Origin of the sequence: Bradyrhizobium oligotrophicum, from assembly GCF_051168495.1 — a bacterium.
GTDB classification, from domain to species: Bacteria; Pseudomonadota; Alphaproteobacteria; order Rhizobiales; family Xanthobacteraceae; genus Bradyrhizobium; species Bradyrhizobium oligotrophicum_A.
Genome location: NZ_JBNPVB010000002.1, coordinates 133,720 through 154,519 on the forward strand (window position 1 = coordinate 133,720; position 20,800 = coordinate 154,519).

19 protein-coding genes are annotated in these 20,800 nt (G+C 66.5%); 6 read left to right on the top strand and 13 right to left on the bottom strand.

Features of this window, described 5'->3' with window-relative positions; genetic code table 11:
- Positions 1 to 74: 74 nt before the first annotated feature.
- A complete protein-coding gene (locus tag ACQR1B_RS04180) occupies positions 75 to 800 on the bottom strand; it encodes a tetratricopeptide repeat protein (RefSeq protein ID WP_434834247.1) in 726 nt (241 codons plus the stop codon).
- A 350-nt stretch (positions 801 to 1,150) separates the two neighbouring features.
- On the opposite strand from ACQR1B_RS04180, the gene ACQR1B_RS04185 reads away from it, so the two are divergent.
- Positions 1,151 to 1,921 (top strand): hypothetical protein, encoded by a 771-nt coding sequence (locus ACQR1B_RS04185; RefSeq protein WP_434834109.1) that lies wholly within the window; start codon positions 1,151 to 1,153, stop codon positions 1,919 to 1,921.
- A gap of 72 nt (positions 1,922 to 1,993) precedes the next feature.
- On the opposite strand, the gene ACQR1B_RS04190 is transcribed toward ACQR1B_RS04185, so the two are convergent.
- From ACQR1B_RS04190 to ACQR1B_RS04210, 5 genes are all read right to left on the bottom strand, one after another.
- Positions 1,994 to 2,794: an SDR family NAD(P)-dependent oxidoreductase gene (locus tag ACQR1B_RS04190; RefSeq protein WP_434834108.1), complete on the bottom strand. Its 801-nt coding sequence runs from the start codon at positions 2,792 to 2,794 to the stop codon at positions 1,994 to 1,996.
- Between the two features lie 23 nt (positions 2,795 to 2,817).
- A complete protein-coding gene (locus tag ACQR1B_RS04195; protein ID WP_434834107.1) occupies positions 2,818 to 3,192 on the bottom strand; it encodes a DUF1850 domain-containing protein in 375 nt (124 codons plus the stop codon).
- Entirely contained in the window at positions 3,189 to 5,282 is a 2,094-nt protein-coding gene (locus tag ACQR1B_RS04200) for a TRAP transporter permease (RefSeq protein WP_434834246.1), read from the bottom strand. The genes ACQR1B_RS04195 and ACQR1B_RS04200 overlap by 4 nt, the downstream gene beginning before the upstream one ends.
- 150 nt (positions 5,283 to 5,432) lie before the next feature.
- The gene (locus ACQR1B_RS04205; RefSeq protein ID WP_434834106.1) at positions 5,433 to 6,395 is read right to left on the bottom strand and encodes a TAXI family TRAP transporter solute-binding subunit; all 963 of its coding nucleotides are present in this window, start codon (positions 6,393 to 6,395) and stop codon (positions 5,433 to 5,435) included.
- Positions 6,396 to 6,576: 181 nt separating this feature from the next.
- The gene (locus ACQR1B_RS04210) at positions 6,577 to 7,053 is read right to left on the bottom strand and encodes a hypothetical protein (RefSeq protein ID WP_434834105.1); all 477 of its coding nucleotides are present in this window, start codon (positions 7,051 to 7,053) and stop codon (positions 6,577 to 6,579) included.
- Between the two features lie 179 nt (positions 7,054 to 7,232).
- Between ACQR1B_RS04210 and ACQR1B_RS04215 the strand changes: the two genes are divergently transcribed.
- Positions 7,233 to 7,535, top strand: coding sequence for a hypothetical protein (locus ACQR1B_RS04215; protein WP_434834104.1), 303 nt, complete (start codon positions 7,233 to 7,235; stop codon positions 7,533 to 7,535).
- A 430-nt stretch (positions 7,536 to 7,965) separates the two neighbouring features.
- Here ACQR1B_RS04215 and ACQR1B_RS04220 read toward each other — a convergent pair whose 3' ends face one another.
- Positions 7,966 to 9,147 carry a hypothetical protein gene (locus tag ACQR1B_RS04220; protein WP_434834103.1) on the bottom strand — a complete coding sequence of 394 codons (1,182 nt, stop codon included), beginning with the start codon at positions 9,145 to 9,147 and terminating at the stop codon, positions 7,966 to 7,968.
- A gap of 25 nt (positions 9,148 to 9,172) precedes the next feature.
- On the bottom strand, positions 9,173 to 9,802 hold the full coding sequence (locus ACQR1B_RS04225; RefSeq protein WP_434834102.1) for an NUDIX hydrolase: 630 nt from the start codon (positions 9,800 to 9,802) through the stop codon (positions 9,173 to 9,175).
- An 81-nt stretch (positions 9,803 to 9,883) separates the two neighbouring features.
- Between ACQR1B_RS04225 and ACQR1B_RS04230 the strand changes: the two genes are divergently transcribed.
- The 3 genes from ACQR1B_RS04230 to ACQR1B_RS04240 all read left to right on the top strand — a co-directional run bounded on the left by ACQR1B_RS04230 (position 9,884) and on the right by ACQR1B_RS04240 (position 12,827).
- Entirely contained in the window at positions 9,884 to 10,306 is a 423-nt protein-coding gene (locus tag ACQR1B_RS04230; protein WP_434834101.1) for a PaaI family thioesterase, read from the top strand.
- Positions 10,307 to 10,501: 195 nt separating this feature from the next.
- Positions 10,502 to 11,512, top strand: a complete 1,011-nt coding sequence (locus ACQR1B_RS04235; RefSeq protein ID WP_434834100.1) for an aldo/keto reductase — start codon at positions 10,502 to 10,504, stop codon at positions 11,510 to 11,512.
- 1 nt (position 11,513) lies between these two features.
- On the top strand, positions 11,514 to 12,827 hold the full coding sequence (locus ACQR1B_RS04240; RefSeq protein WP_434834099.1) for a tetratricopeptide repeat protein: 1,314 nt from the start codon (positions 11,514 to 11,516) through the stop codon (positions 12,825 to 12,827).
- A gap of 6 nt (positions 12,828 to 12,833) precedes the next feature.
- Here the strand turns inward: ACQR1B_RS04240 and ACQR1B_RS04245 are convergent, their stop codons facing one another.
- Both ACQR1B_RS04245 and ACQR1B_RS04250 read right to left on the bottom strand, forming a co-directional pair.
- On the bottom strand, positions 12,834 to 13,799 hold the full coding sequence (locus ACQR1B_RS04245) for an NAD(P)-dependent oxidoreductase (protein ID WP_434834098.1): 966 nt from the start codon (positions 13,797 to 13,799) through the stop codon (positions 12,834 to 12,836).
- Positions 13,800 to 13,827: 28 nt separating this feature from the next.
- Complete coding sequence (locus tag ACQR1B_RS04250) at positions 13,828 to 15,129, bottom strand: M24 family metallopeptidase (protein ID WP_434834097.1); 1,302 nt, start codon at positions 15,127 to 15,129, stop codon at positions 13,828 to 13,830.
- A 122-nt stretch (positions 15,130 to 15,251) separates the two neighbouring features.
- Between ACQR1B_RS04250 and ACQR1B_RS04255 the strand changes: the two genes are divergently transcribed.
- Complete coding sequence (locus ACQR1B_RS04255) at positions 15,252 to 16,310, top strand: LacI family DNA-binding transcriptional regulator (RefSeq protein ID WP_434834096.1); 1,059 nt, start codon at positions 15,252 to 15,254, stop codon at positions 16,308 to 16,310.
- Here ACQR1B_RS04255 and ACQR1B_RS04260 read toward each other — a convergent pair whose 3' ends face one another.
- The 3 genes from ACQR1B_RS04260 to glgC form a co-directional block, all read right to left on the bottom strand.
- Positions 16,311 to 17,783, bottom strand: coding sequence for an N-acyl-D-amino-acid deacylase family protein (locus ACQR1B_RS04260; protein WP_434834095.1), 1,473 nt, complete (start codon positions 17,781 to 17,783; stop codon positions 16,311 to 16,313).
- A 254-nt stretch (positions 17,784 to 18,037) separates the two neighbouring features.
- Positions 18,038 to 19,501 (bottom strand): glycogen synthase GlgA, encoded by a 1,464-nt coding sequence (glgA, locus tag ACQR1B_RS04265; protein WP_434834094.1) that lies wholly within the window; start codon positions 19,499 to 19,501, stop codon positions 18,038 to 18,040.
- The gene (gene glgC, locus ACQR1B_RS04270; RefSeq protein WP_434834093.1) at positions 19,498 to 20,763 is read right to left on the bottom strand and encodes a glucose-1-phosphate adenylyltransferase; all 1,266 of its coding nucleotides are present in this window, start codon (positions 20,761 to 20,763) and stop codon (positions 19,498 to 19,500) included. The genes glgA and glgC overlap by 4 nt, the downstream gene beginning before the upstream one ends.
- Positions 20,764 to 20,800 lie beyond the last annotated feature (37 nt).

The window sequence follows — 20,800 nt, forward strand, 5'->3', positions numbered from 1 at the left end:
CAATGGTTGAGAGACGCGGGTCTCTCCCGTTGTCGTCTCCGCCCGGAACCGGGTTCAAGCCGCCTGAACGATGTTTAATAGCCGTCAACGCCGTTCAGCCGCCGCAGGCGATCCTGCATCGCCCTCTTCAGATCGTAGCCGGGCTGGCCAAAGGCGGCGTTGCGGCGAGCGATGAAGGCGTCCTGGTCGCGCTGCAGGGCGCGCGCCGCGGCCGGCCCTGCGGCCGCGCGAACGACACGCGCATGCGAGCCGTCGATCTCGCGATCGAGATTGGCAAGCTCCGGATCGGCGCAGATCGCCTTCTCCACCGCGCGCCGCGCGGTCGCGCAGTTGAAGCTCGGCCGTCCCGCGACCGCCATCTGCGCGCCCAGACGCTCGAGCTCGACGGCGAGCACGTGATAGTTGCTGCGCGCACTGGCATGATCCGGATTGAGCCGCAGCGCCGCGGCGAAATCGGCCAGCGCCTTGGGACGATCCCCCCTCTTCCGGTGCAGCTCGCCGCGCGCGTTGAAGATGTCGGCGAGCGTCGGATCGAGCTGGAGTGCGACGTCGTAGTCGGCGATGGCGCGATCGGCTTCACCCTTGGTGATGAAGATCGACGCCCGCGCGATCAACGCGTTGATGCGGTCGCTCTTCGCGGCCTTGATGTTGTCGATCACCACGCTGCATTCGGTAAGCACCCTGTCGGCATCGCGCGCCTCGGATGCGGCGATGCAGGCGCCGGCGTCCGCCACGGGCTCCTTGCCCGGCTCGGCAGCACCAACCGCATGGGCCTGCGTTGGGACCAGCCATCCCAGCACGACGAGCGCGGCAAGACGACGGGACCAGCGATGGCAAACGGCTGTGGCAAGAGCCGGGACGGCAACAGACACGACGGATGCTTCCTCGAGGGGCGGGCGATCATGACAAATGCCGCGAAGCCTGATCGATGCCGCAGCTCCAACAACTATACAGCGGCAGCCTCGCCGCGACAGTCCTCTCCTGCGAATCCGCCACCCGCGAATCGCATCCTGCCGACCAACGACTGGTCTTCCCGAAATGACATGCGCGTGATCCTGCCATGCGCTGCTCTCGCGAGATCGGGATCGGCACAATGATCGCCCGTTGAGCCGGCATTGAACCTGTTGCGTCTCACGCAGACAGAACCGGCATGACGATTTTGACAGACCATTCGCGCGCACGCGGCGTCATTGCGTCCCCTGCGCGCTATTCTTATTTCAACATGGCCCTGGCCTGCATGGCCACCGCCTTGCTCGGCTTTGCGCCGACCTACTGGCTGCCATTGGCGCGCGGCTCATTTTCCGGCGCGCCCGTGGTTCATTTCCACGGCTTCCTGTTCTTCACCTGGACGCTGTATTTCACCCTGCAGAGCTGGCTTGCTGCATCGGGCCGCACGGCGTGGCATCGCTCGCTCGGCATCTTTGGCGTGTCGCTCGCCACGGCCATGACGATCTTCGGCTTTCTCGTGGCCGTGGAGGCGATGAAGCGCTCGGCAGCGATCGGCCAAGCCGATGCCGGCATCGCCTTTGCGATCGTGCCGCTCAGCGGCATCGCCTTCTTCGCCGTGGTGTTTGCGCTCGCGGTCGCCCAGGTGCGCCGGCCGGAAACCCACAAGCGGCTGATGCTGCTCGCCGGCATCTCGCTGCTCGATGCGGCCGTGGCGCGCTGGTTCCTGACATTCCTGGCCCCGCCCGGTCCGCTCGGCCCTCCCCCCGTGCCAGTCACGATCCCGCCGGCCTTCGTCGCCTATCTGCTGCTCGTCGTCGCGATCATCTACGATCGCCGCACGTTCGGACGGGTGCATCCGGTGTATGTCTATGGCGGGCTTGCACTGATCGCAGTGAAGCTCCTGAACTGGCCGATCAGCATGACCCCGGCGTGGCATGCGATCGCAGGCGGCATGCTGGCGATGGCGCAATAGACGCCCCGTCTCATCATCGCCATCATCGCAAGAAGCCACTCGCAATGATGGCGACACTCTCACCGCCGAGACCTAGCTCCGGCATGTCAGCCCGCCGTCGACGACGAGCGTGATGCCGGTGACGTAGCGCGACTCGTCGGAGGCGAGAAACAGCGCGGCATTGGCAACGTCGAACGCGTCGCCCATATGCCCCATCGGCACCTGCGCATCGCGCTTGCGCCACATCTCTTCGAGATCGCCCTTGGCGTAGCTCGCCGCCAGCCCCGCGGAATGCGCGACCATCGGCGTCTTCATCAGTCCGGGCAGGATCGCATTGACGCGGACGTGCTTCGGCGCGAACTCCACCGCGGTCGTCCGCGTCATCTGGTTCATCGCCGCCTTGCTGGCGCCGTAGCTGACATAGGTGATCCCGACCTGGCGGATCGAGGCGACCGAGGAGATGTTGATGATCGAGCCGCCGCCCTGCCCGATCATCACCGGAATGACGTGCTTCATGGCGAGATAGGCGCTCTTGAGATTGACCGCGAACACGCGGTCCCACTCGGCCTCCTCGACGTCGACGACGCTGCCCATCTCGGCGATCCCGACATTGTTGTCGAGCACGTCGATGCGGCCGTAAGCCGCGAGGCAGGCCTTGACCATGGCCTCGACTTCGGCCGCCTTCGACACGTCGGCGGTGTACGCCTCGGCCTGGCCGCCCTCGCCCGAGATGATCGACGCCGTCTCCGCCACTGCCTCGGTATTGCGGTCGACGCAGAACACCTTGGCGCCCTGCCGCGCGAAGGTCACGGCAGTAGCCTTGCCGTTGCCCCAGCCCGGTCCGATCGAGCCGGCGCCGACCACCAGCGCCACCTTGCCCTCGAGACGATCCATCGCGTCCTCCCTTTGTTGTTCGTTTATTGGTCGCAGGCGCTCATCGTGATGGTCGCGACGCCGACGTCGTGACCGAAGATCTCCGAGATCGTCCGGCATTGCCCGTCCGCGCAGATCCGCCACTCCCCGGCCGCGCCGGAATTGGCGAGCACGATCCGCGACAGCGGCGGGCGATCCAGCGGCCACTGAAACCAGCCATCCACCAGCCGCGCCCCCGGCGGCGGCTCCATGCCGGCGCCCGAGCCCTTGACGCGGGCCGCGACGAGTTGAAGCCCGTCGGCGGTCACGCGCCAGTCTTCCTGCCATGCCGTCTTCTCGACCGAATGGGTCCAGGCCAGCGTGAAGCCGGCCAGCGCCAGCGCCTTCACGATGCCGGCCGACGCGAGACAGAGGCTCACGCGGAGGCCACCACCGCGGCCGGCGGCCGCTGCCGCCACTGCCACGCCATAATGGCCAGCGCCAGCGCGAAGCCGAGCAGATCGCTGTAGGGGAATTCGCCTAGCAGACAGACCGACGCGACGAAGGCAATCAGCCGCTCGATCACGGTCATGCGCACGTACAGGAAGCCGATCGCGACCATGCCGAACAGCGCGATCGAGATCAGCGCCTTCATGCCGGCATAGGCCACCGCGCCGACGAAGCCGAGTTGCGCCTCCATCGGATCGCCAGGCTGCAGCATCAAGGCCGGCGAGTAGACGAACAGGAACGGAATGACGTAGCCGGCGAGGGCGATCCGCATCGCCTCCCAGCCGATCTTGTCCGGGTTCTCCTTGGCGATCGGCGCGGCGGCCAGCGCCGCCAGCGCCACCGGCGGCGAGAGATCGGCCATGATGCCGTAGTAGAACGCGAACATATGGCTCGCGATCAGCGGCACACCGAGCTTGGCGAGCGCGGGCGCAGCCAGCGCCGCGGTGATGATGTAGGTCGGGATGGTCGGGATGCCGGTGCCGAGCAGGATCGACAGCAGCATCGTCATGATCAGCGCCGCGAACAGGCTGGTCTTGCCGAGGCCGATGACCCAGCTACCGAAGATCGAGCCGACGCCGGTCTGCGTCATCATGCCGATGATGACGCCGACGATGGCGCAGGCCATGCCGACGGTCAGCGCCGACTTCGCGCTCTCAGCCAGCGAATCGCGGCAGGCATGCAGCGTGCCCATGCCGCCGCGGACGAAGCCGGTCATGACGACGAGCGCGACCACGACGGCGGCGACCGGGACGATCTGCAGGCCGTTGCGCGACAGCGCGCCGACCACGAGCGCGAGCCCGATCCAGAACACGTAGCGCAGCACCTGGTTGGAGAAGCCCATCGTGATCGATGTGCCGAGGATCAGGGCCACCGTGAGCGCGAGGCCCATCGAGCCCGCATAGAGCGGCGTGAAACCTTCGAACAGCATGTAGACCAGCGCAGCCAGCGGCAGCACGAGGTACCAGCGCGCGACCAGCGCCTTCCAGGCGCTCGGAATCTCCGACGGCTTCATTCCGGTCAGGCCATGCTTGCCGGCCTCCAGATGCACCATCCAGAACGCCGAGGCGAAATACAGGATGGCCGGAATCACCGCCGCCTTGACGATCACCGAGTAGTCGACGCCGAGCGTCTCGGCCATGATGAAAGCCACCGCGCCCATCACCGGCGGCATGATCTGGCCGCCCATCGACGCGGTCGCCTCGACGCCGGCGGCGAAGGCGCGGCGGTAGCCGAACCGGATCATCAAGGGAATCGTGAACTGGCCGACGGTGACGACGTTGGCGACGCCGGAGCCGGAAATCGTGCCCATCATGCCCGAGGCGAACACCGCGACCTTGGCGGGGCCGCCGCGGGTGCGGCCGAACAGGCCGAGCGAGACGTCGGTGAACAGCTGGATCATGCCGGCATGTTCGAGGAACGAGCCGAACAGGATGAACAGGAAGATGTAGGTCGCCGAGACGTAGATCGGCACGCCGTAGAAGCCCTCGGTGCCGAAGGAGAGATGCGTGATCACCTGATCGAAATCATAGCCGCGATGGTTGAGCGGCGCCGGCAGGTATTGGCCGAAGAACCAGTACAGCAGGCAGGCGCCGCACATCAGCGGCAGCGCCAGCCCCATCAACCGCCGCGTGCCTTCGAAGATCAGCACGGCGAGCAAGGTCCCGACCACGAGATCGATACGGGTCGGATCACCGTCGCGCGCGATCAGGTCGGCGTAGAAGATCCATTGGTAGAGGCCGCACAGAAAGCCGATCGTGCCGATGGTCCAGCCGGCGATGCGGCCTGCATCGGTCTTGGCCGTGAAATTGCCGATCAGGCCGAAGGTGAGCAGCAGCAGGAAGCCGACATGGACGCCGCGCACGACCTGGCTCGGCAGATAGTTGAAGGCGGCGACATAGAGCTGGAACACCGCGAAGGCGAGCCCGATGCCATAGGCGAGATAGCCCCAGCGGCCCGGACCGAAGCCGTCCGGAAAGCCGTGCTCGAAATTATCGAACTCGACCTTCACCGGCGTTTCCATGTTCACGGCTTCAATCGTCATGATCCCCCCAAACGCGCCCCGATCAGGCGCTGCCGACGATGCGCGCAACCGCCTGGAACGACGAGACTGCGCGGGAGCTTTCCGCGCAGCCGATTGTGAACGATCCGGCCTGCGAACCGAACGGCGCCCTTACTTGAGGACACCCTTCTCCTTGTAGTAGCGGATGGCGCCGGGATGCAGCGGCACCGGGCTGTCCTGCGCCGCCGTCTCCAGCTTGATCTCCTTGCCGGCCGCATGCGCATTGGCGAGTTCAGGCAGCGAGTCGAAGATCAGCTTGGTCATCTGATAGGCGACGTCGTCGGACACCGCGGAGCTGGTGACGAGATAGTTGATCACGGCCGCGGTCGGCACGTCCTTGTCCTGGCCGGTATAGGTGTTGGCTGGGATGGTCGCCGCCACGAATGGCGCGCCGATCTTGTCGACCACCTCCTTCGGCACCGACACCACCGTGATCGGCGACGACGTCGACAGGTCCTTCAGCGAGGCGACGCCGAGGCCGGCCGATTGCAGCGTGGCGCCGAGCTGGCGGTTCTTCATCAGGTCGACGGATTCGGCGAACGGCAGATACTCCACCTTGCCGAGATCCTTGTAGCTCATGCCGGCCGCCGCGAGGATCGCGCGCGAGTTCAGCTCGGTGCCGGACTTCGGCGCGCCGACCGACAGGCTCTTGCCCTTGAGGTCCGCCAAGGTCTTGATGCCGGACTCGGCGGTCGCGACGATCTGGATGTAGTTCGGGTAGATCGCGCCGAGCGTGCGCAGCTTATCCAGCTTGCTCTTGAAGCCGGCCTCCTCCTCGCCGTTCCAGGCCGCCTTCAAGGAGTCGCCGAGCGCGAAGGCGAGTTCGCCGCGGCCCTGCTGCAACAGGATCAGGTTCTCGACCGAGGCCTTGGTCGCCTGCACCTGCGTCTTCACGTTCGGGATCTTGTCGCCGTAGATCTTCCCAATCGCCACACCGAGCGGATAATAGACGCCCGAGGTGCCGCCGGTCAGCACGTTGATGAAGTTTTGCGCCTGCGCCGCGGGGGCCGCAAACAGGCCGGCGGCGGCCACGATCAGGCCGGTTGCAGTGCCAAAGGATTTCAAGAAACGCATTGGTCCTCCCATTGTTTGGCGGCAAATTGGACGGATGCAGGCGCGGGGTCAACCCATCCGAAAGGCGGCCGGACCGCCGTCCGGCGCGCCGGGAGCCGAGCCGGCTCGGTTTCGCCCCTGCATTGACGGCCGCAGTCGCTTCACCAGGTGGTTTACGGGCAACCGGTCCAGCGCGATGCGCTCATTGAAAGGACATGTCGAGGCATTTGGAGATGTCCGAGCCGAGCCCGGAGGAGATGGTGATGCAGCCGCGCACCTTCTGCTGGGTCGTATCCGCCACCCAGATCGAGTAGCCGCCATTGCCGAAGAAGGAATTGGTGTTCGCAGGCTCGGTCTCGGTCGCGTCGAACTCGTATTTCGAGTCGGTGTCGAACACGCGCGGCTTCTTGGCGCAGCCGCCGTCGGTCTGGACGTTGATGACCTCCTTGTTGTCGCGCGTCAGCGACAGCGAAACCTGGCAGCGGAAATATTCCGAGGTCTTCACGTTGAAGAGGTAGGCGTAGGATTTGCACACGGCCGTATTGAGCTTGCCGGCGGAGAGGCCGCGGCTGCAGGCGATGCGCTGGTTGTTCGACAGCTTGAAGTCGTCGGCCCGGGCGGATGCCAACGTCACCAGCGACAGCGCCGCAACCCAACCGATCTTCGTGACGAGGCTCATCCGAATCATCCCCAAAGTGTTTTATTGACGTATGTTTCTAAACCACGCTGCACGATAATCGCGAGATCAGGAATGGGAAATCCGGAAACGATTACGGACGCTGCGGGTCGGCGACGTTGCCGCCGCAGCAATGTTCGTGATTTGTTCAATGTGATGCTGAGCCGTTATTGGAGGAGGACATGAAGAGCCCGGTTTTGAAAGCCCTCGTCGCCGTGGCAGCGCTGTGCGCGCTGACCGGCGTCACCCGTGCGGCCCCGCCGGAGACGTGGGAGCTGAAGCCCGATACGGGCTACGCCTACGGCAAGGACGGCAAGACGCTCGCCTACAAGATGGGCACCAAGAACGCCGACATGCTGCTCAAGGGCGCCAAGAAGGTGCCGAAGGGCACGCTGTTCTTCGTCGGCCAGAACGGCCAGCTCTACATGCGCACTGCGCCCTATCTCGAAGGCGACGGCAGCTTCTCGTTCGGCGCGGATGATTGATCTCGCTTCACCGACGGTGTCGTCCCTGCGAAAGCAGCTCTGGAGAGCAGGGCTATCGCATGTGGTGATCCAAGCTTGAGTTTGGCTCCCTCCACACGGTCATGGCCGGGCTCCGTCCCGGCCATCCACGTCGTTCGGCATCCTGGGAAGCACATGGATGCCCGGGACGGAGCCCGGGCATGACGATGTGGAGACAGACTCGCGAAAAACTCAGATTGTCACATGCGATAGCCCCAGCGAAAGCATGACCACCGTCCCCGGTTGTTGAGCACGCTGGAGCTACGCTCGTCGCAATCACGAGCGCCTCGGGTTATGGATCCCGGGTCGGCGCCCTGCCGTCGCGATGCGACGTCAGGGCTTGCCCGGGACGACACTGGACTATGTGGCGCGGTCGCGCGTCGTACACCGACACGACGGCACGGGCCGTTCCTCAGAACGCCGCCGCCAGCTCCTTGGCGCCGGGCAGGTTGCTCAGCGAATCCATCCTGGCATCGGTGACGGCGAGCAGTTTCGCCACCGTGTTGTGGCGTACCGCGACGGGATTGCGCTCATAGCCGCCGCGCTGGAAGAAGTTCGCGGTCGGTACCTGCTCACGCATCTCGAGCGGCATGGTCACCATGTCGAAGCCGGTGCCGTCGCCGGTGAGGTTCATCATCTCGAGCTCCGCGGCCGAGAGCGGCCGCGTGTAGCCCTTGGCGCGCGCGAACAGCACCGACGTCAGCAGCTTGTGGGTCTGCAGCATCGGCCCGACGTCGATGTCGAGCACCATCGCATGCATCGCCCAGCCCTGCTGGGTGTTGCCGATCTTCTCATGCGCCGACCAGTCGTCCGGCACCGAACGGGCGATCGCGACCATCTTCTTCAGCACCGCGAGCTTGTGCTCCATCGCGGCCCGCGCCGGGCCCGATGATTTCGCCACGCGCTCGCCGAGCAGGCGGATGAACAGCGGTCCCTGCTCCGCCAGCAACTCGACACTGTTGGTGGTCAGAAGCTGGTTGTAGCCGATCGCCGTCGAGATCGCGCGGTTGCCCTTGAAGCCCGATTGCGAGTCATGCTTGCCGTTGCCGCCGGTTTCGAAGGCGTAGACCCGCACCGCCTGTTCGCGCGTCAGCCCCGCGGCGGACGCGAACCGCGCATAGGCGCGCTTGAAATCGGTGTCGTTGGCGGGGCGCTGCGGCGACCATTGGAAATGCTCCTGCGCCGCTTTCAAGAGATCAGCGACGACAGGGATGTATTTTCGCTCGCGCGGTTCGCCTTCGGGCTCCGGCTCCGGATTCACCGGCCGCTTCGGCCCCGTGTAGACCGGCGGCTGCTCCAGCACATAATCGTCGAGACCGATCGGCTGCCGATCGCGGCGCTTGGCATTGCGGGCGCGGCGCTTGTCGGCGATCGCCTTCCAATAGGCGCCCGCCCCCTGGTCGAATTCGGCGCGCGCCTGCTGATACTCGGCGAGCCTGCGCTGGTACTCCTCGATCGCGGCAGGCGAGGCCATCTGCGCCAGAGCTTCGCGCGGCGCGGCCAGCGAGCCGGGTTCCGCGGCCAGCAGGAGCGGCGCGCTCGAGACGGCGCAGGCGAGAATCAGGGCAAGCTTGCGAATCGGCTGATGGAGCATGCCGCCCTTGTAGCCGAAACCGCGGCTACTTCCAGGCAAACACCGGCTGTTCCAGCTCGTGCACGCGGGTGTCGCGGCCGGCCAGCACCTCGCGGAACTGATAGATCAAGGCGGCGGTGGGCGCGTGAATCACGCCCTCGCGGGCGTGAAAACGCACCACCCGCCGCGTGCTTTCGGGGATCGCGGTGAAATCGAATGCGTCATCCGCCATGACGGCATCCAGTCCGATCCGATGCACCGAGGCGACTTCGTCCGGATTCGGCCGCAGCGTGCGGCCATCGGCCGCCCACACGATCACGGGGGTAATCAGATAGCCCGACCGTGTCGGGTAGTCGTCGAGCAGGCCCAGCACGGCGTCCGGCGCCAAGCTGAGCCCAAGCTCTTCTGCGAGTTCGCGCAAGCCGGCCTCGACAGGCGTCTCGCCGGCCTCGCAACGTCCGCCCGGCAGCGCCCATTGCCCGCCATGGCTGCGCAGACGCGCGGCACGCAAGGTCAGCAGCAGCGCCGTGGTGTCGGTCTCGGGGTGCGGGGCCAGCACGAGGGCCACCGCTGCACGCTTGAGCGGCGTGGTCGGCGCCCCAGCATCCCGGCGCACGAAGCCGGCGCAGCGTCTCTCGATTTTCCGCCTTGTGGCATCGTCGAACGGCATGGGCATGCGGCTTGACTACACCAGCCCCGCGACGGATGAAACGACCACGTGCCGGCGTGCGGCAGCGACTTCGAAGGGTGCCCCCACATGACCAAATCGGCCGCGGCGAAAATGAAGTCCGACGGCTGGGAGATCGTCGATACCTCCGGCTTCCTGCATCTGATCGGCCCGCTGTGGCAGCGGAACCTGGACGGCGCCCACGAATATGCCATCGTCACCGAGGACAAGCATCACAACCGCCGCGGCCTGGTCCAGGGCGGCGTGATCATGACGCTTGCCGACCGCAGTTGTGGCATGACCGCCCGCTACGCCGCCGGCAAGGAGCACATGGCGACCATTCAGTTCGATACGCATTTCGTCGAGTCCGGAAAGATCGGCGAGACGCTGGTGTCACGGCCGCACGTCGTCCGGATCACTCGCAGCCTGGTGTTCATCACCACCGAGGTTACGGCGGCCAGCCGCGTCATCGCGATGGCGTCGGGCGTGTTCAAGATCTTGAAGAGCGAGTGAGGCTCGCGCTCTTGAAGCCGCCATTGCGAGAAGCCAGCCGGTCCGCGCCAAGCGCGGCCCGATGAGGCGCCGCGACGAACAATCCAGAGTCCCGACCCGGCACTGGATTGCGTCGCTGCGCTCGCAATGCCGGGCAGAGACGGTTATCGTATCGATGCATGTCCGTGCGCGGATATGGTCAGGAATGAGGCATTCATGAACTATCGCCAGCTCGGCCGTTCCGGCCTGAAAGTGTCGCCGATCTGCCTGGGCACGATGATGTTCGGCGGCCCGACCGACGAAGCGACGTCGGGGCGCATCATCGCGAAAGCGCGGGACGCCGGCATCAACTTCATCGACACCGCCGACGCATACAACAAGGGCGCCTCGGAAGAAGTCGTCGGCCGCGCCATCGCCAGGGAGCGCGGCCGCTGGATCGTCGCGACCAAGCTCGCCAATCCGATGGGCGACGATCCCAACCGCTCCGGCCTGTCGCGGCGCTGGGTGCTGCAGGCGGCCGACGAAAGCCTGAGGCGGCTCGGCACCGGGCATATCGACATCTATTACCTGCACAAGGAGGACCATGCGACGCCGCTGGAGGAGACCGTGCGCGCGATCGGCGACCTCATCCGCGCCGGCAAGATCCGCTATTTCGGCGTCTCCAACTACCGGGCCTGGCGCGTCGCGGAGATCTGCAATCTCTGTGACGGGATGGGCATCGACCGTCCCGTCGTCAGCCAACCTTATTACAATGCGATGAACCGCATGCCCGAGGTCGAGCACCTGCCGGCCTGCGGCTATTACGGCCTCGGCGTCGTGCCCTACAGCCCGCTGGCGCGCGGCGTGCTGACGGCCAAATACAACCCCGATGCGCCGCCGGACAAGGAGACGCGCGCCGGCCGCAACGACACCCGGATGATGCAGACCGAGTGGCGGCCGGAGTCGTTGAATTTGGCGCAGGAGATCAAGCGCCACGCCGAAACCAACGGCTTTGCGCCCGGCCAGTTCGCGGTCGCGTGGGTGTTGAACTCGGCTTTCATCAGCTCGGTGATCGCCGGGCCGCGCACCGAGGCGCAGTGGGACGATTACATCCGCGCGCTGGACTATCCGTTCTCCGCCGACGACGAGGCGCTGATCGACCGGCTGGTCGTCACCGGCCACGCCTCCACCCCTGGCTACAACGATCCGGCCTATCCGATCGAAGGCCGCAGGCCGCGGGTGGGCTGAGATGGAGGAGGATCGCTACGGCCTGCCGCTGTCGACCGCCTCGGCCGAGGCGGCGGCCGCCTATCGCGAGGGCATCGATCTGCTGCTTGCGTTCTGGCCGGGCGCCACCGCAGCGTTCGAGCGCGCGATCATGCTCGATCCGGATTTCGCGCTGGCGCATGCCGCGCGTGCCCGTATCCATGCCATCTACTTGCAGCGCGAAGCGGCGCTGCAGACCATCGCCCGCGCCCGCGACCTCGTCGCCAAGCGTGGCACTGCGCGCGAGCAGAGCCATGTCGCGGCGCTGGTGCTCGCGATCGAAGGCCGCGGTACGGACGCGCTGGCCTCGACGCTGACTCATCTTGCAAGCTGGCCGCGCGACGCCATGATCATGGCGCTGCCGCTCGGCGCCTTCGGCCTGCTCGCCTTCTCCGGCCGCGCCGACCACGACGCTGCGCGCCGCGATCTCTGCGACAGCTTTGCGAGCGCCTATGGCGAGGACTGGTGGTTCATGTCAAACCACGGCTGGGCGCTGACCGAGGCCGGCGAGCTCGCCAAGGGCCGCAAGATCACCGAACGCAGCTTCGCGCTGCGCCGGCACAACGCCTATGCCGTGCATGCGCTGCTGCATGCGATGTTCGAGGCCGGTGCGCCGGACGAGGCCGACGCGCTGGTCGAGGGGTGGATCGGCGACTATGATCGCACCGGGATGCTGCACGGTCACATCTGCTGGCACCAGGCGCTCGGCGCGCTCGACCGGGGCGATGCCGACAAGGCGCTGGCGATCTATGCCGACGTGCTGCGGCCGGCGATGGACACCGCGCCGCCGCTCAATACGCTGTCCGACTGCGCCTCCCTGCTGTGGCGGCTGATGGCCGACGCGCAGCCGATTCCGCCGGACGCCTGGACCGAGGTCGCGACCTACGCGCAGAACCGCTTCGCCGGATCGACCTTGCCGTTCGCGGAGATGCACCTGGTGATGATTGCGGCGGCGATGCACGACGGCCCCGCCCTCAAGGGCCGGCTCGCGGCCATGGAGCGGCGGCTGGCCGAAGGCAAGCTCGCGGCCGGCCGCATTGTGCCGCACATGCTGCGGGCCCTGCGCGCGTTTGCCGACGGCAACTGGCGCGGCTGCGCCCGCGAGTTGACGCCGGTCATGGGCGATCTCGCCCGCCTCGGCGGCAGCCATGCCCAGCGCGAGGTGATCGAGGATACCTGGATCCTGGCCCTGATCCGCAGCGGCGCAACGGAAAAGGCGCGCGCCGTGCTCGACGCCCGCCTGCACCGCCGCCCCTCCGCGCGGGACATGCGGTGGCGGGCGCTCACGGTTGGATGACGGAAGCTATCCCTCCGTCTCCAGCCCGGTCGGCATCGGCACATTCTCAGGCTGCAGCTTGAGCCCGGCGGCAAGCGCGACAGTCTCCAGCAGCGCCGCAAAATCCTTCTCCAGGTAACCTGCGGGATCGGATTGCAGCGAGGCCGCGCCGACATGGGCCTGCAGCGCCTCGCGCGCCGCCGCCGTCACCGGCATCGCGACGTCGAGCTGGCGCCCCGCCGACAGGCCGAGATCGAGATCCTTGCGCAGCAGCGGCGGCGTGAAGGTCGTGGTCCAGTCGAGATTGACCAGCGCGTTGCTCTTGTACCTGGTGAAGGTCGAGCCCATCACGCTGGCATTCATGAAGTTCAGGAAGGCATGGCGCGGCACGCCGGCCTTCTGCGCCAGGATCGTGATCTCGGCGAGGTTCTGGATGACGACGCCGAGGAATACGTTGTGGGCGATCTTGCAGATGCGCGCGAGTTCGCCCTCGCCGACATAGGACACGCCGGAGACGGCGATCTTGGCCAGATACGGCGCGATGACATCGAACGCCGCTTTTGGACCGGAGACCACCGACGACAGCTTGCCGGCCTTGACGCATTTGCCATTGCCCGACACCGGCGCGCGCACGAATGCGCAGCCGAGCTCTTTCAGTCTCGCATCGATCGCCTCCGACTGCTCGACCCCGATCGAGGAGCAGTCGACCAGGATTTTTGGACGCGGCCCCGCAGGCGACGCGACGACGCCGTTATCGCCGAAATAGACCTGCTCGAGGTCCTTGCCGGTCGATACCATCGAGAACACGATGTCGCAGCCGGCGAGGTCGCTGGGTTGGTTGACGATCACGCCGCCTTTCGCCGCCAGCGGCTCGGCCTTGGCGCGGGTGCGATTGTAGATCGACACCTCGTGGCCGGCCTTGAGCAGGCGCTCGGCCATCGGATAGCCCATGCGCCCCATGCCGATCCAGCCGAGCGAATGCGTCGCTGACATTTGCGTCACTCCCATCTGATGTGTTCGCTCAATAGCGGTTGGCGATCGGCAGTTCCTCCGCCGGGAACAGCGTGATCACCTGGCAGCCCTTGTCGGTCACCACGACCTCCTCCTCGATGCGCGCGGCGGAGAAGCCGTCGGTCGCCGGACAATAGGTCTCCAGAGCAAACACCATGCCGGTCTTGATCTCCATCGGATTGTCCAGCGACACCAGCCGCGAGATGATCGGGCGCTCGTGCAGCGCCAGCCCGAGGCCGTGGCCGAACTGCAGGCCGAACGCGGCCATCTCGGACGGGAAACCGAACTCTTCGGCCTTCGGCCAGACCTTGGCGACGACGTCGGTGGAGACACCCGGCTTGATCAACGCAATCGCATTGTCGAGCCATTCGCGGCACTGCTTGTAGGCGTCGTGCTGGGCCGGCGTGGCGCGGCCGACATTGAAGGTGCGGTAGTAGCAGGTGCGGTAGCCCTGATAGGACTGCAGGATGTCGAAGAACGCCTGATCGCCCGGGCGCAGGATGCGGTCGGTGAAATTGTGCGGATGCGGATTGCAGCGCTCGCCGGAGATGGCGTTGATGGCCTCGACGTCGTCGGAGCCCATCTCGTAGAGCATCTTGTTGGCGAGCGCGACGATGTCGTTCTCGCGGATCCCCGGCTTCAGGTTCTCGTAGATCGAATGATAGACGCCGTCGACCATGGCGGCGGCCTGGTTGAGCAGCATGATCTCGTCGATGTTCTTGATCTCGCGCGCATCCAGCATCACCTGCTGGCCGTCGACCACCTTCATGCCGGCCTTCTGCAGTTCGAAGAACATGGCGGTTTCGGCCAGGTCGACCCCGACCGGCATGTCGGCGACGCCGGCCGCGCGCAGCAGGCTCATCACCTCCTCGGCATGCGCCTTCATCAGCCCGACGGCCGGCGGCACGGTGCCGCGCATGCCGAGCATGCCGGCGCGGCAATTATCCGGCGCCAGCCAGTCGCAGAAGATGCGGTGATGCACGGCGGCCGAGCCGAAATCCCACACGATCGGCTCGCCGTCACCGGCCAGCAGCGCGAACCGGCACAGCTTGTCGCGCTCCCATTCCCCGATCTTGGTGCCGGAGACGTAGCGGATGTTGTTGACGTCGAACAGTAGCAGCGCACCGCAGCCGGAGTTCTTCAGAGCCACCCGCGCCCGCGCCAGCCGGTAGCGCCTCAGCCGGTCGAAGTCGACGCGGCGCTCGAAATCCACCGAAACGTGGCCGTGCGAGGGGATCGCACGGGTCCAGCGCCAATGCGGATCGAGATGCTCGGGGCTGACAAGATGCGGCTTCAGCGCACTCGCTGTCATGTGGACGTTTCCCATGGTTCCATTGCAATCGATTGCAATGCCCGATTTAATGCATATACGCGACTCGCGTCAAGGTATAGCATGATCAAAACGTCATTTCGCGACGACATCGGGGGATGGGAATGAAGCAGACATTGCGATCGGAAGCAGGCGTGCAGGCGGCATCCTCGCGCCCGACGATCAAGGACGTCGCCGCCCGTTGCGGCGTACATCCCTCGACGGTCTCGCGCGCCCTCAGCCCGGCGATGAAGCACCTCGTCGCTGCCGATGTCGCAGAGAAAATCCAGGCCGCGGCCAACGCGCTCGGATACCGGCTCAACATGGCCGCGAAGGGCCTGCGCACCGGACGCAGCGGCCTGATCGGCGTGCTGGCGCCCGATATCGCCGACCCCGGCTTTCCGCCTGTTCTTTCCGGCATCGCCGACCACCTCCATGCCCAAGGCTATGCAACGATCGTGGCCGACGCCGGCAAGGAGGGGTCGGAGCAGGAGCTGGTCGACCGCCTGATCGCCCGCAGCGTCGACGGTCTGGTGCTGGCCACGGTGACCTTGCACGACGAGGTCGTGACGCATTGCCTGGACGCGGCGCTGCCGGTGGTGCTGGTCAATCGCGTCGATGCCGCCGGACAGCTGCCCTCGGCGGCCAGTGACGACGCCGCCGGCATGCGTCTCGCCGTCGAACATCTCGTCGCGCTCGGCCACCGGCACATCGGCCATGTCGCGGGCCCGCAGCACATCTCGACCGGTGCGCGCCGACGCGCCGGGTTCGAGGCCAGCGTCCGGGAGGCCGGCCTGTCCGCGCGCCAAGCGCCGGTCGAAACGACCGAAGCCTATACACGCTCGGCCGGCCGCGAGGCGGCGTTGCGCCTGTTCGTGCGCCGGACGCCGCCGACCGCGATCGTCGCCGCCAACGACCTGCTCGCGCTTGGCGTCTATGACGCGCTCGCCGCGCACGGCCTCGCCTGCCCCGGCGACGTCTCGGTAGTAGGACACAACGACATGCCGTTCGTCGACCTGGTGTCGCCGCCGCTGACCACGGTACGGATTGCACAGCGCGACATGGGCGAAGCGGCGGCGCGGCTGCTGCTGGCCCGCATCACCGATCCGGCCGCAGAGGGTGAGCACATCGTGCTGACCCCGAGCCTCATCCTGCGCGGCTCGACGGCAGCGCAGCGATCCTGATCACTGCCGCGCGGCGCGCGAGATCACCTGCCCGGCGCGCGTCCCCTCATGGTGGCCCTGCCACCATGTCAGCGCGCCGTTGACGATGACGGCCTCGATCCCGGCAGCGGGCACGCACGGGTCGTCATAGGTCGCGGTGTCGCGCACCGAGGCCGCATCGAAGATCGTGATGTCGGCATGATTGCCGACCGCGATGGTGCCGCGTTCCCCGATGCCGAAATTCTGCGCGGTCAGCCCGCTCATCTTCCAGACCGCGGTCTCCAGCGAGAACAGCTCCAGTTCACGGCAATAATAGCCGAGCACGCGCGGGAACGTGCCCCAGAGACGCGGGTGCGGACGCTCGCCGAACGGCAGGCCGTCGGAGCCGATCATGGTCGGCTCGAACGCCAGGATCGTCCGCACGTCGGCCTCGTCCATCGCGAAGTAGATCGCGGACGCCGGCTGCAGCCGCCTGGCGGCTTCGAGCCGGTCGACGCCCCAGCCGGCTGCGATGTCGGCGAGATCGCGCCCGGCGACTTCCGGATGCGGCTTCGACGCAGCGACCACGACCTTGACCTGCAGCTTGGCCGGATCGGTGTGCAGCATGGTCGAGGACGCGTTGTAGGGATAGCAGTCGAGCGCGACGCACTGGCAGCTCATCGCCTTCGTGATCAGCGGCAGCGTCTCCTTGGTGCGGCCGAAATTCGCCGGTCCCACCACCTTGTGATGCGAGATCACGACCTGCACGTCGAGCGCCTTGCCGATGGCAAAGCTTTCCTCCAGCGACCGGATCACCTCGTCGGCCTCGTTGCGCATATGCGTCGCGTAGACGCCGCCGCTGCCGGTCAGCGGGCGGCAGACCTCGATGATCTCCTCGGTCGACGCTGCTTCTGCCGGCGGATAGAAAGTCCCGGTCGAGACCCCGATGGCGCCGGCATCGAGCGCCTCCTGCACGAAGCCGCGCATCTCGTCCATCTCCGGCCCGGTCGCGGCACGGCCGAGATCGCCCACGACCGAGGCGCGCAGCGCCGTGTGGCCGACCATCGGCGCGACGTTGACCGCAGCGGGCGCCGCACGCAACGCAGCGACGTAATCGGCGAACGCCGCATACTCGACCAGCGGGCCCTCGCCGGGTGACAGCAGGCCGAGCGGCATCGGCCGCGAGGTGCCGGGCTTCAGCGGCGCGATGCTGACACCGCAATTGCCGGTCACCACCGTGGTCACGCCTTGCGAGACCTTGCAGATCATGTCGGGATCGATCAGCACCGCGCCGTCGTCATGGGTGTGGGAATCGATGAAGCCCGGCGCAACGATGCGTCCGGTGGCATCGATCACGCGCGGCGCGGTCCGGCCCGCGAGATCACCGATCGCAACGATACGGCCATCCCTGACGCCGACATCGGCCTCGAACCGCGGCGCCCGCGTGCCGTCGACGACGGTGCCGCCGCGGATGATGAGATCGAAGGAGACGGAGGAAGGCTGGGGATCGGTCATGAGGTCTCGCGCGGAATTGGGTCGAAGGTGGCGAGACTATCCGCGGAGCACCTCGATGCGTCCAGCACGATCCACATGAGGCGCACGCTGAGCTGGGCTGTCGGTATGGTAGACCTTCAGGCCCTCGGGAGACTGACGAAGGCGACGTCGATCAGCACATTTGGACGCGAGCTCTAGGCATCACGGGCCGTGCGCTCTTTCGCCCCGCAAGCGGAGCGAGGTGCAGCGAGAAAGGCTTGAGATGGTTGCTGTGCTCAACCTGCCGGGCGCCGTTGCGCCACGATCTGCCGGTACAGCTCGGCATAGCGCCCGGCCCGGTGCCGCCACGACACGTCGGTCAGCATCGCGTTGAGCTGCATGCGGGTCCAGTTCGAGGCGTTGCTGCGGGCGGCGTAAAAGGCGGCGGCGGCGCGGCGCAGGGTCTGGTCGAGCGCCTCGGCGGTGACGGGGCTGAACTTGAAGCCGGTGGCGGCGACACCCGCCTCGGTCTCGTCGGTCACCGTATCGGCAAGCCCGCCGACCGCCGCGACGATCGGCAGCGCGCCGTAGCGCAGCGCGCAGAGTTGCGTCAGCCCGCACGGCTCGAACCGCGACGGCACGACCAGAGCATCGCAGCCCGCCTGGATCAGATGGGCGAGGTTTTCGTGATAGCCGATGACGACGCCGATCTGCCCGGGATGGTTCGCGGCCGCCGCCCGAAACCCTTCGCGCAGTTCGGCCTCGCCGTCCCCGAGCAGGGCCAATTGGATGCCGCTGCTCGTCAGCGTCGGCAGGCAGGACAGCAGGAGATCGAGTCCTTTCTGCGAGGTCAGCCGGCTGACCACGCCGAGCAGCAACGTCTCCGGCGACACCTGCAGGCCCATGCGCGCCTGCAGCGCGGCCTTGTTGGGCGCCCGCGCTTCGATCCGTTCGATGCCGAAATGCGACGCGATCGCCGAGTCGCTACCGGGATCCCATACCGCGGTGTCGATGCCGTTGAGAATGCCGACGAGGTCGGACGAGCGCTGGCGCAGCAGGCCGCCCAGGCCCATGCCGTGCTCGTCGCTCTGGATCTCCCTGGAATAGGTCGGCGACACCGTCGTGATCTTGTCGGCGAACTGCAGTCCCGCCTTGAGGAAGCTGATGTCGCCGTAATATTCGAGGCCATAGATCGAGAACGATTCCGGCGGCAGTCCGAGCGGCGGCAGGAAGTGCCGGGGAAAGCGGCCCTGGAACGCCAGATTGTGCACGGTCATGACCGTGCCGGGATGCGGCCGGTGGCTGTACAGCAGATAGGCCGGCACGAGGCCCGCCTGCCAGTCGTGCCCGTGAACCACATCGGGAACGAACGCCGGCACCGCGCCGAGACCGATATAGGAGGCCGCACGCGCCAGCGCCGCGAAACGGTAGGCGTTGTCCGGCCAGTCCTTGCCGTCCGGCCCGAGATAGGGATTGCCCTCGCGCTCGTAGAGATGCGGCGCATCGAGCACGAACAGGTCGAGCGCGCCGTGGCTGCCGCCGACCAGCCTTGCGTTGCCGCCGAAGAAATTCGGCAGCGAGCTGATCTCGCTGGGCTGCTCCAGCGCGGCCATCACTGCGGGATAGCCGGGGATCAGCGTCCGGACCTCGACATCCTCGGCCATCAGCGCCCATGGCAGCGCGCCGGCGACATCGGCGAGACCGCCGGTCTTGATGAGGGGATAGACCTCGGACGCGACCGAGAGGACGCGCAACGTCATGAATTGAGCCCGTCGATCATCGGCTGGGTAATCAAGGTCACGCCGGTCTCCGTCGTCCTGAAGCGCTTGGCATCGAATTCCGGATCCTCGCCGACAACCAGCCCTTCCGGAATCTGCACGCCGCGATCGACGACCACGTTGGTCAGCCGCGCGTGGCGGGCGACAGTGACGTAAGGCAGCAGCACGGCATTATGCACTTTCGCATAGGAGTGCAGATGAGCTCCCGTGAACAATAGCGAACGCTGCACCGAGGCGCCCGAGACGATGCAGCCGCCCGACACCAGCGAACAGGTGGCCTCGCCGCGCCGGCCGTCTTCGTCATGGACGAACTTCGCCGGCGGCGTGATCTCGGAATAGGTCCAGAGCGGCCAGGAGCGATCGTACAGATCGAGCTCGGGCACGACGTCGGTCAGATCCAGATTGGCGGCCCAATAGGCATCCACCGTTCCGACGTCGCGCCAGTAACTGTGCTTATCATGACTGGCGCGGACGCAGGAGCGCGAGAACTGGTGCGCAACGGCGCGGCCGTTCTTGACGATGTAGGGGATGATGTCGCGGCCGAAATCGTGGTTGGAGTTCGGGTCGGCGGCGTCGCGCTTCAGCTCCTCGAACAGGAACTTGGCGTCGAACACGTAGATGCCCATGCTGGCGAGCGACTTGTCCGGCTTGCCGGGCATCGGCGGCGGATCGGCCGGCTTCTCGATGAAGTCGCGGATGGTGTCGTCCTCGTTGACGTGCATGATGCCGAAGCCCGAGGATTCCTCGCGCGGCATTTCCAGGCAACCGACGGTGACGTCGGCGCGCTGGTCGAGATGCTGCTGCAGCATCAGTTCGTAGTCCATCTTGTAGATGTGGTCGCCGGCGAGCACGACGATGTATTTCGTGTTGTAGGTCTCGAGGATATCGATGTTCTGATAAACGGCGTCGGCCGTTCCGACGTACCACATGGTCTCGGACACGCGCTGACTGGCCGGCAGGATGTCGAAGCTCTCGTTGCGCTCGGGGCGGAAGAAGTTCCAGCCGTTCTGCAGATGGCGGATCAGGCTGTGCGCTTTGTACTGGGTCGCCACCGCGATCCGCCGGATGCCGGAATTGACCGCGTTCGACAGCGCGAAATCGATGATGCGCGACTTGCCGCCGAAATAGACGGCGGGCTTGGCGCGCCGGTCGGTCAGCTCCAGCAGCCGGCTGCCGCGTCCGCCGGCCAGAACGAAGGCCAGCGCATGACGGGACAGCGGTTCAGTCCTGGCGGCTGGTGCCATGTGTCTCCTCCCTGCAAACGCGTTGTGCGTCATGTCG

What these genes read in the sequence shown, in the direction of transcription:
- ACQR1B_RS04185 (WP_434834109.1), top strand. Translation starts at nt 1,151, where the DNA reads ATGACGATTTTGACAGACCATTCGCGCGCACGCGGCGTCATTGCGTCC.
- ACQR1B_RS04190 (WP_434834108.1), bottom strand. Translation starts at nt 2,794, where the DNA reads ATGGATCGTCTCGAGGGCAAGGTGGCGCTGGTGGTCGGCGCCGGCTCG.
- ACQR1B_RS04200 (WP_434834246.1), bottom strand. Translation starts at nt 5,282, where the DNA reads ATGGAAACGCCGGTGAAGGTCGAGTTCGATAATTTCGAGCACGGCTTT.
- ACQR1B_RS04205 (WP_434834106.1), bottom strand. Translation starts at nt 6,395, where the DNA reads ATGCGTTTCTTGAAATCCTTTGGCACTGCAACCGGCCTGATCGTGGCC.
- ACQR1B_RS04210 (WP_434834105.1), bottom strand. Translation starts at nt 7,053, where the DNA reads ATGAGCCTCGTCACGAAGATCGGTTGGGTTGCGGCGCTGTCGCTGGTG.
- ACQR1B_RS04215 (WP_434834104.1), top strand. Translation starts at nt 7,233, where the DNA reads ATGAAGAGCCCGGTTTTGAAAGCCCTCGTCGCCGTGGCAGCGCTGTGC.
- ACQR1B_RS04220 (WP_434834103.1), bottom strand. Translation starts at nt 9,147, where the DNA reads ATGCTCCATCAGCCGATTCGCAAGCTTGCCCTGATTCTCGCCTGCGCC.
- ACQR1B_RS04225 (WP_434834102.1), bottom strand. Translation starts at nt 9,802, where the DNA reads ATGCCCATGCCGTTCGACGATGCCACAAGGCGGAAAATCGAGAGACGC.
- ACQR1B_RS04230 (WP_434834101.1), top strand. Translation starts at nt 9,884, where the DNA reads ATGACCAAATCGGCCGCGGCGAAAATGAAGTCCGACGGCTGGGAGATC.
- ACQR1B_RS04235 (WP_434834100.1), top strand. Translation starts at nt 10,502, where the DNA reads ATGAACTATCGCCAGCTCGGCCGTTCCGGCCTGAAAGTGTCGCCGATC.
- ACQR1B_RS04240 (WP_434834099.1), top strand. Translation starts at nt 11,514, where the DNA reads ATGGAGGAGGATCGCTACGGCCTGCCGCTGTCGACCGCCTCGGCCGAG.
- ACQR1B_RS04245 (WP_434834098.1), bottom strand. Translation starts at nt 13,799, where the DNA reads ATGTCAGCGACGCATTCGCTCGGCTGGATCGGCATGGGGCGCATGGGC.
- ACQR1B_RS04250 (WP_434834097.1), bottom strand. Translation starts at nt 15,129, where the DNA reads ATGACAGCGAGTGCGCTGAAGCCGCATCTTGTCAGCCCCGAGCATCTC.
- ACQR1B_RS04255 (WP_434834096.1), top strand. Translation starts at nt 15,252, where the DNA reads ATGAAGCAGACATTGCGATCGGAAGCAGGCGTGCAGGCGGCATCCTCG.
- ACQR1B_RS04260 (WP_434834095.1), bottom strand. Translation starts at nt 17,783, where the DNA reads ATGACCGATCCCCAGCCTTCCTCCGTCTCCTTCGATCTCATCATCCGC.
- glgA (WP_434834094.1), bottom strand. Translation starts at nt 19,501, where the DNA reads ATGACGTTGCGCGTCCTCTCGGTCGCGTCCGAGGTCTATCCCCTCATC.
- glgC (WP_434834093.1), bottom strand. Translation starts at nt 20,763, where the DNA reads ATGGCACCAGCCGCCAGGACTGAACCGCTGTCCCGTCATGCGCTGGCC.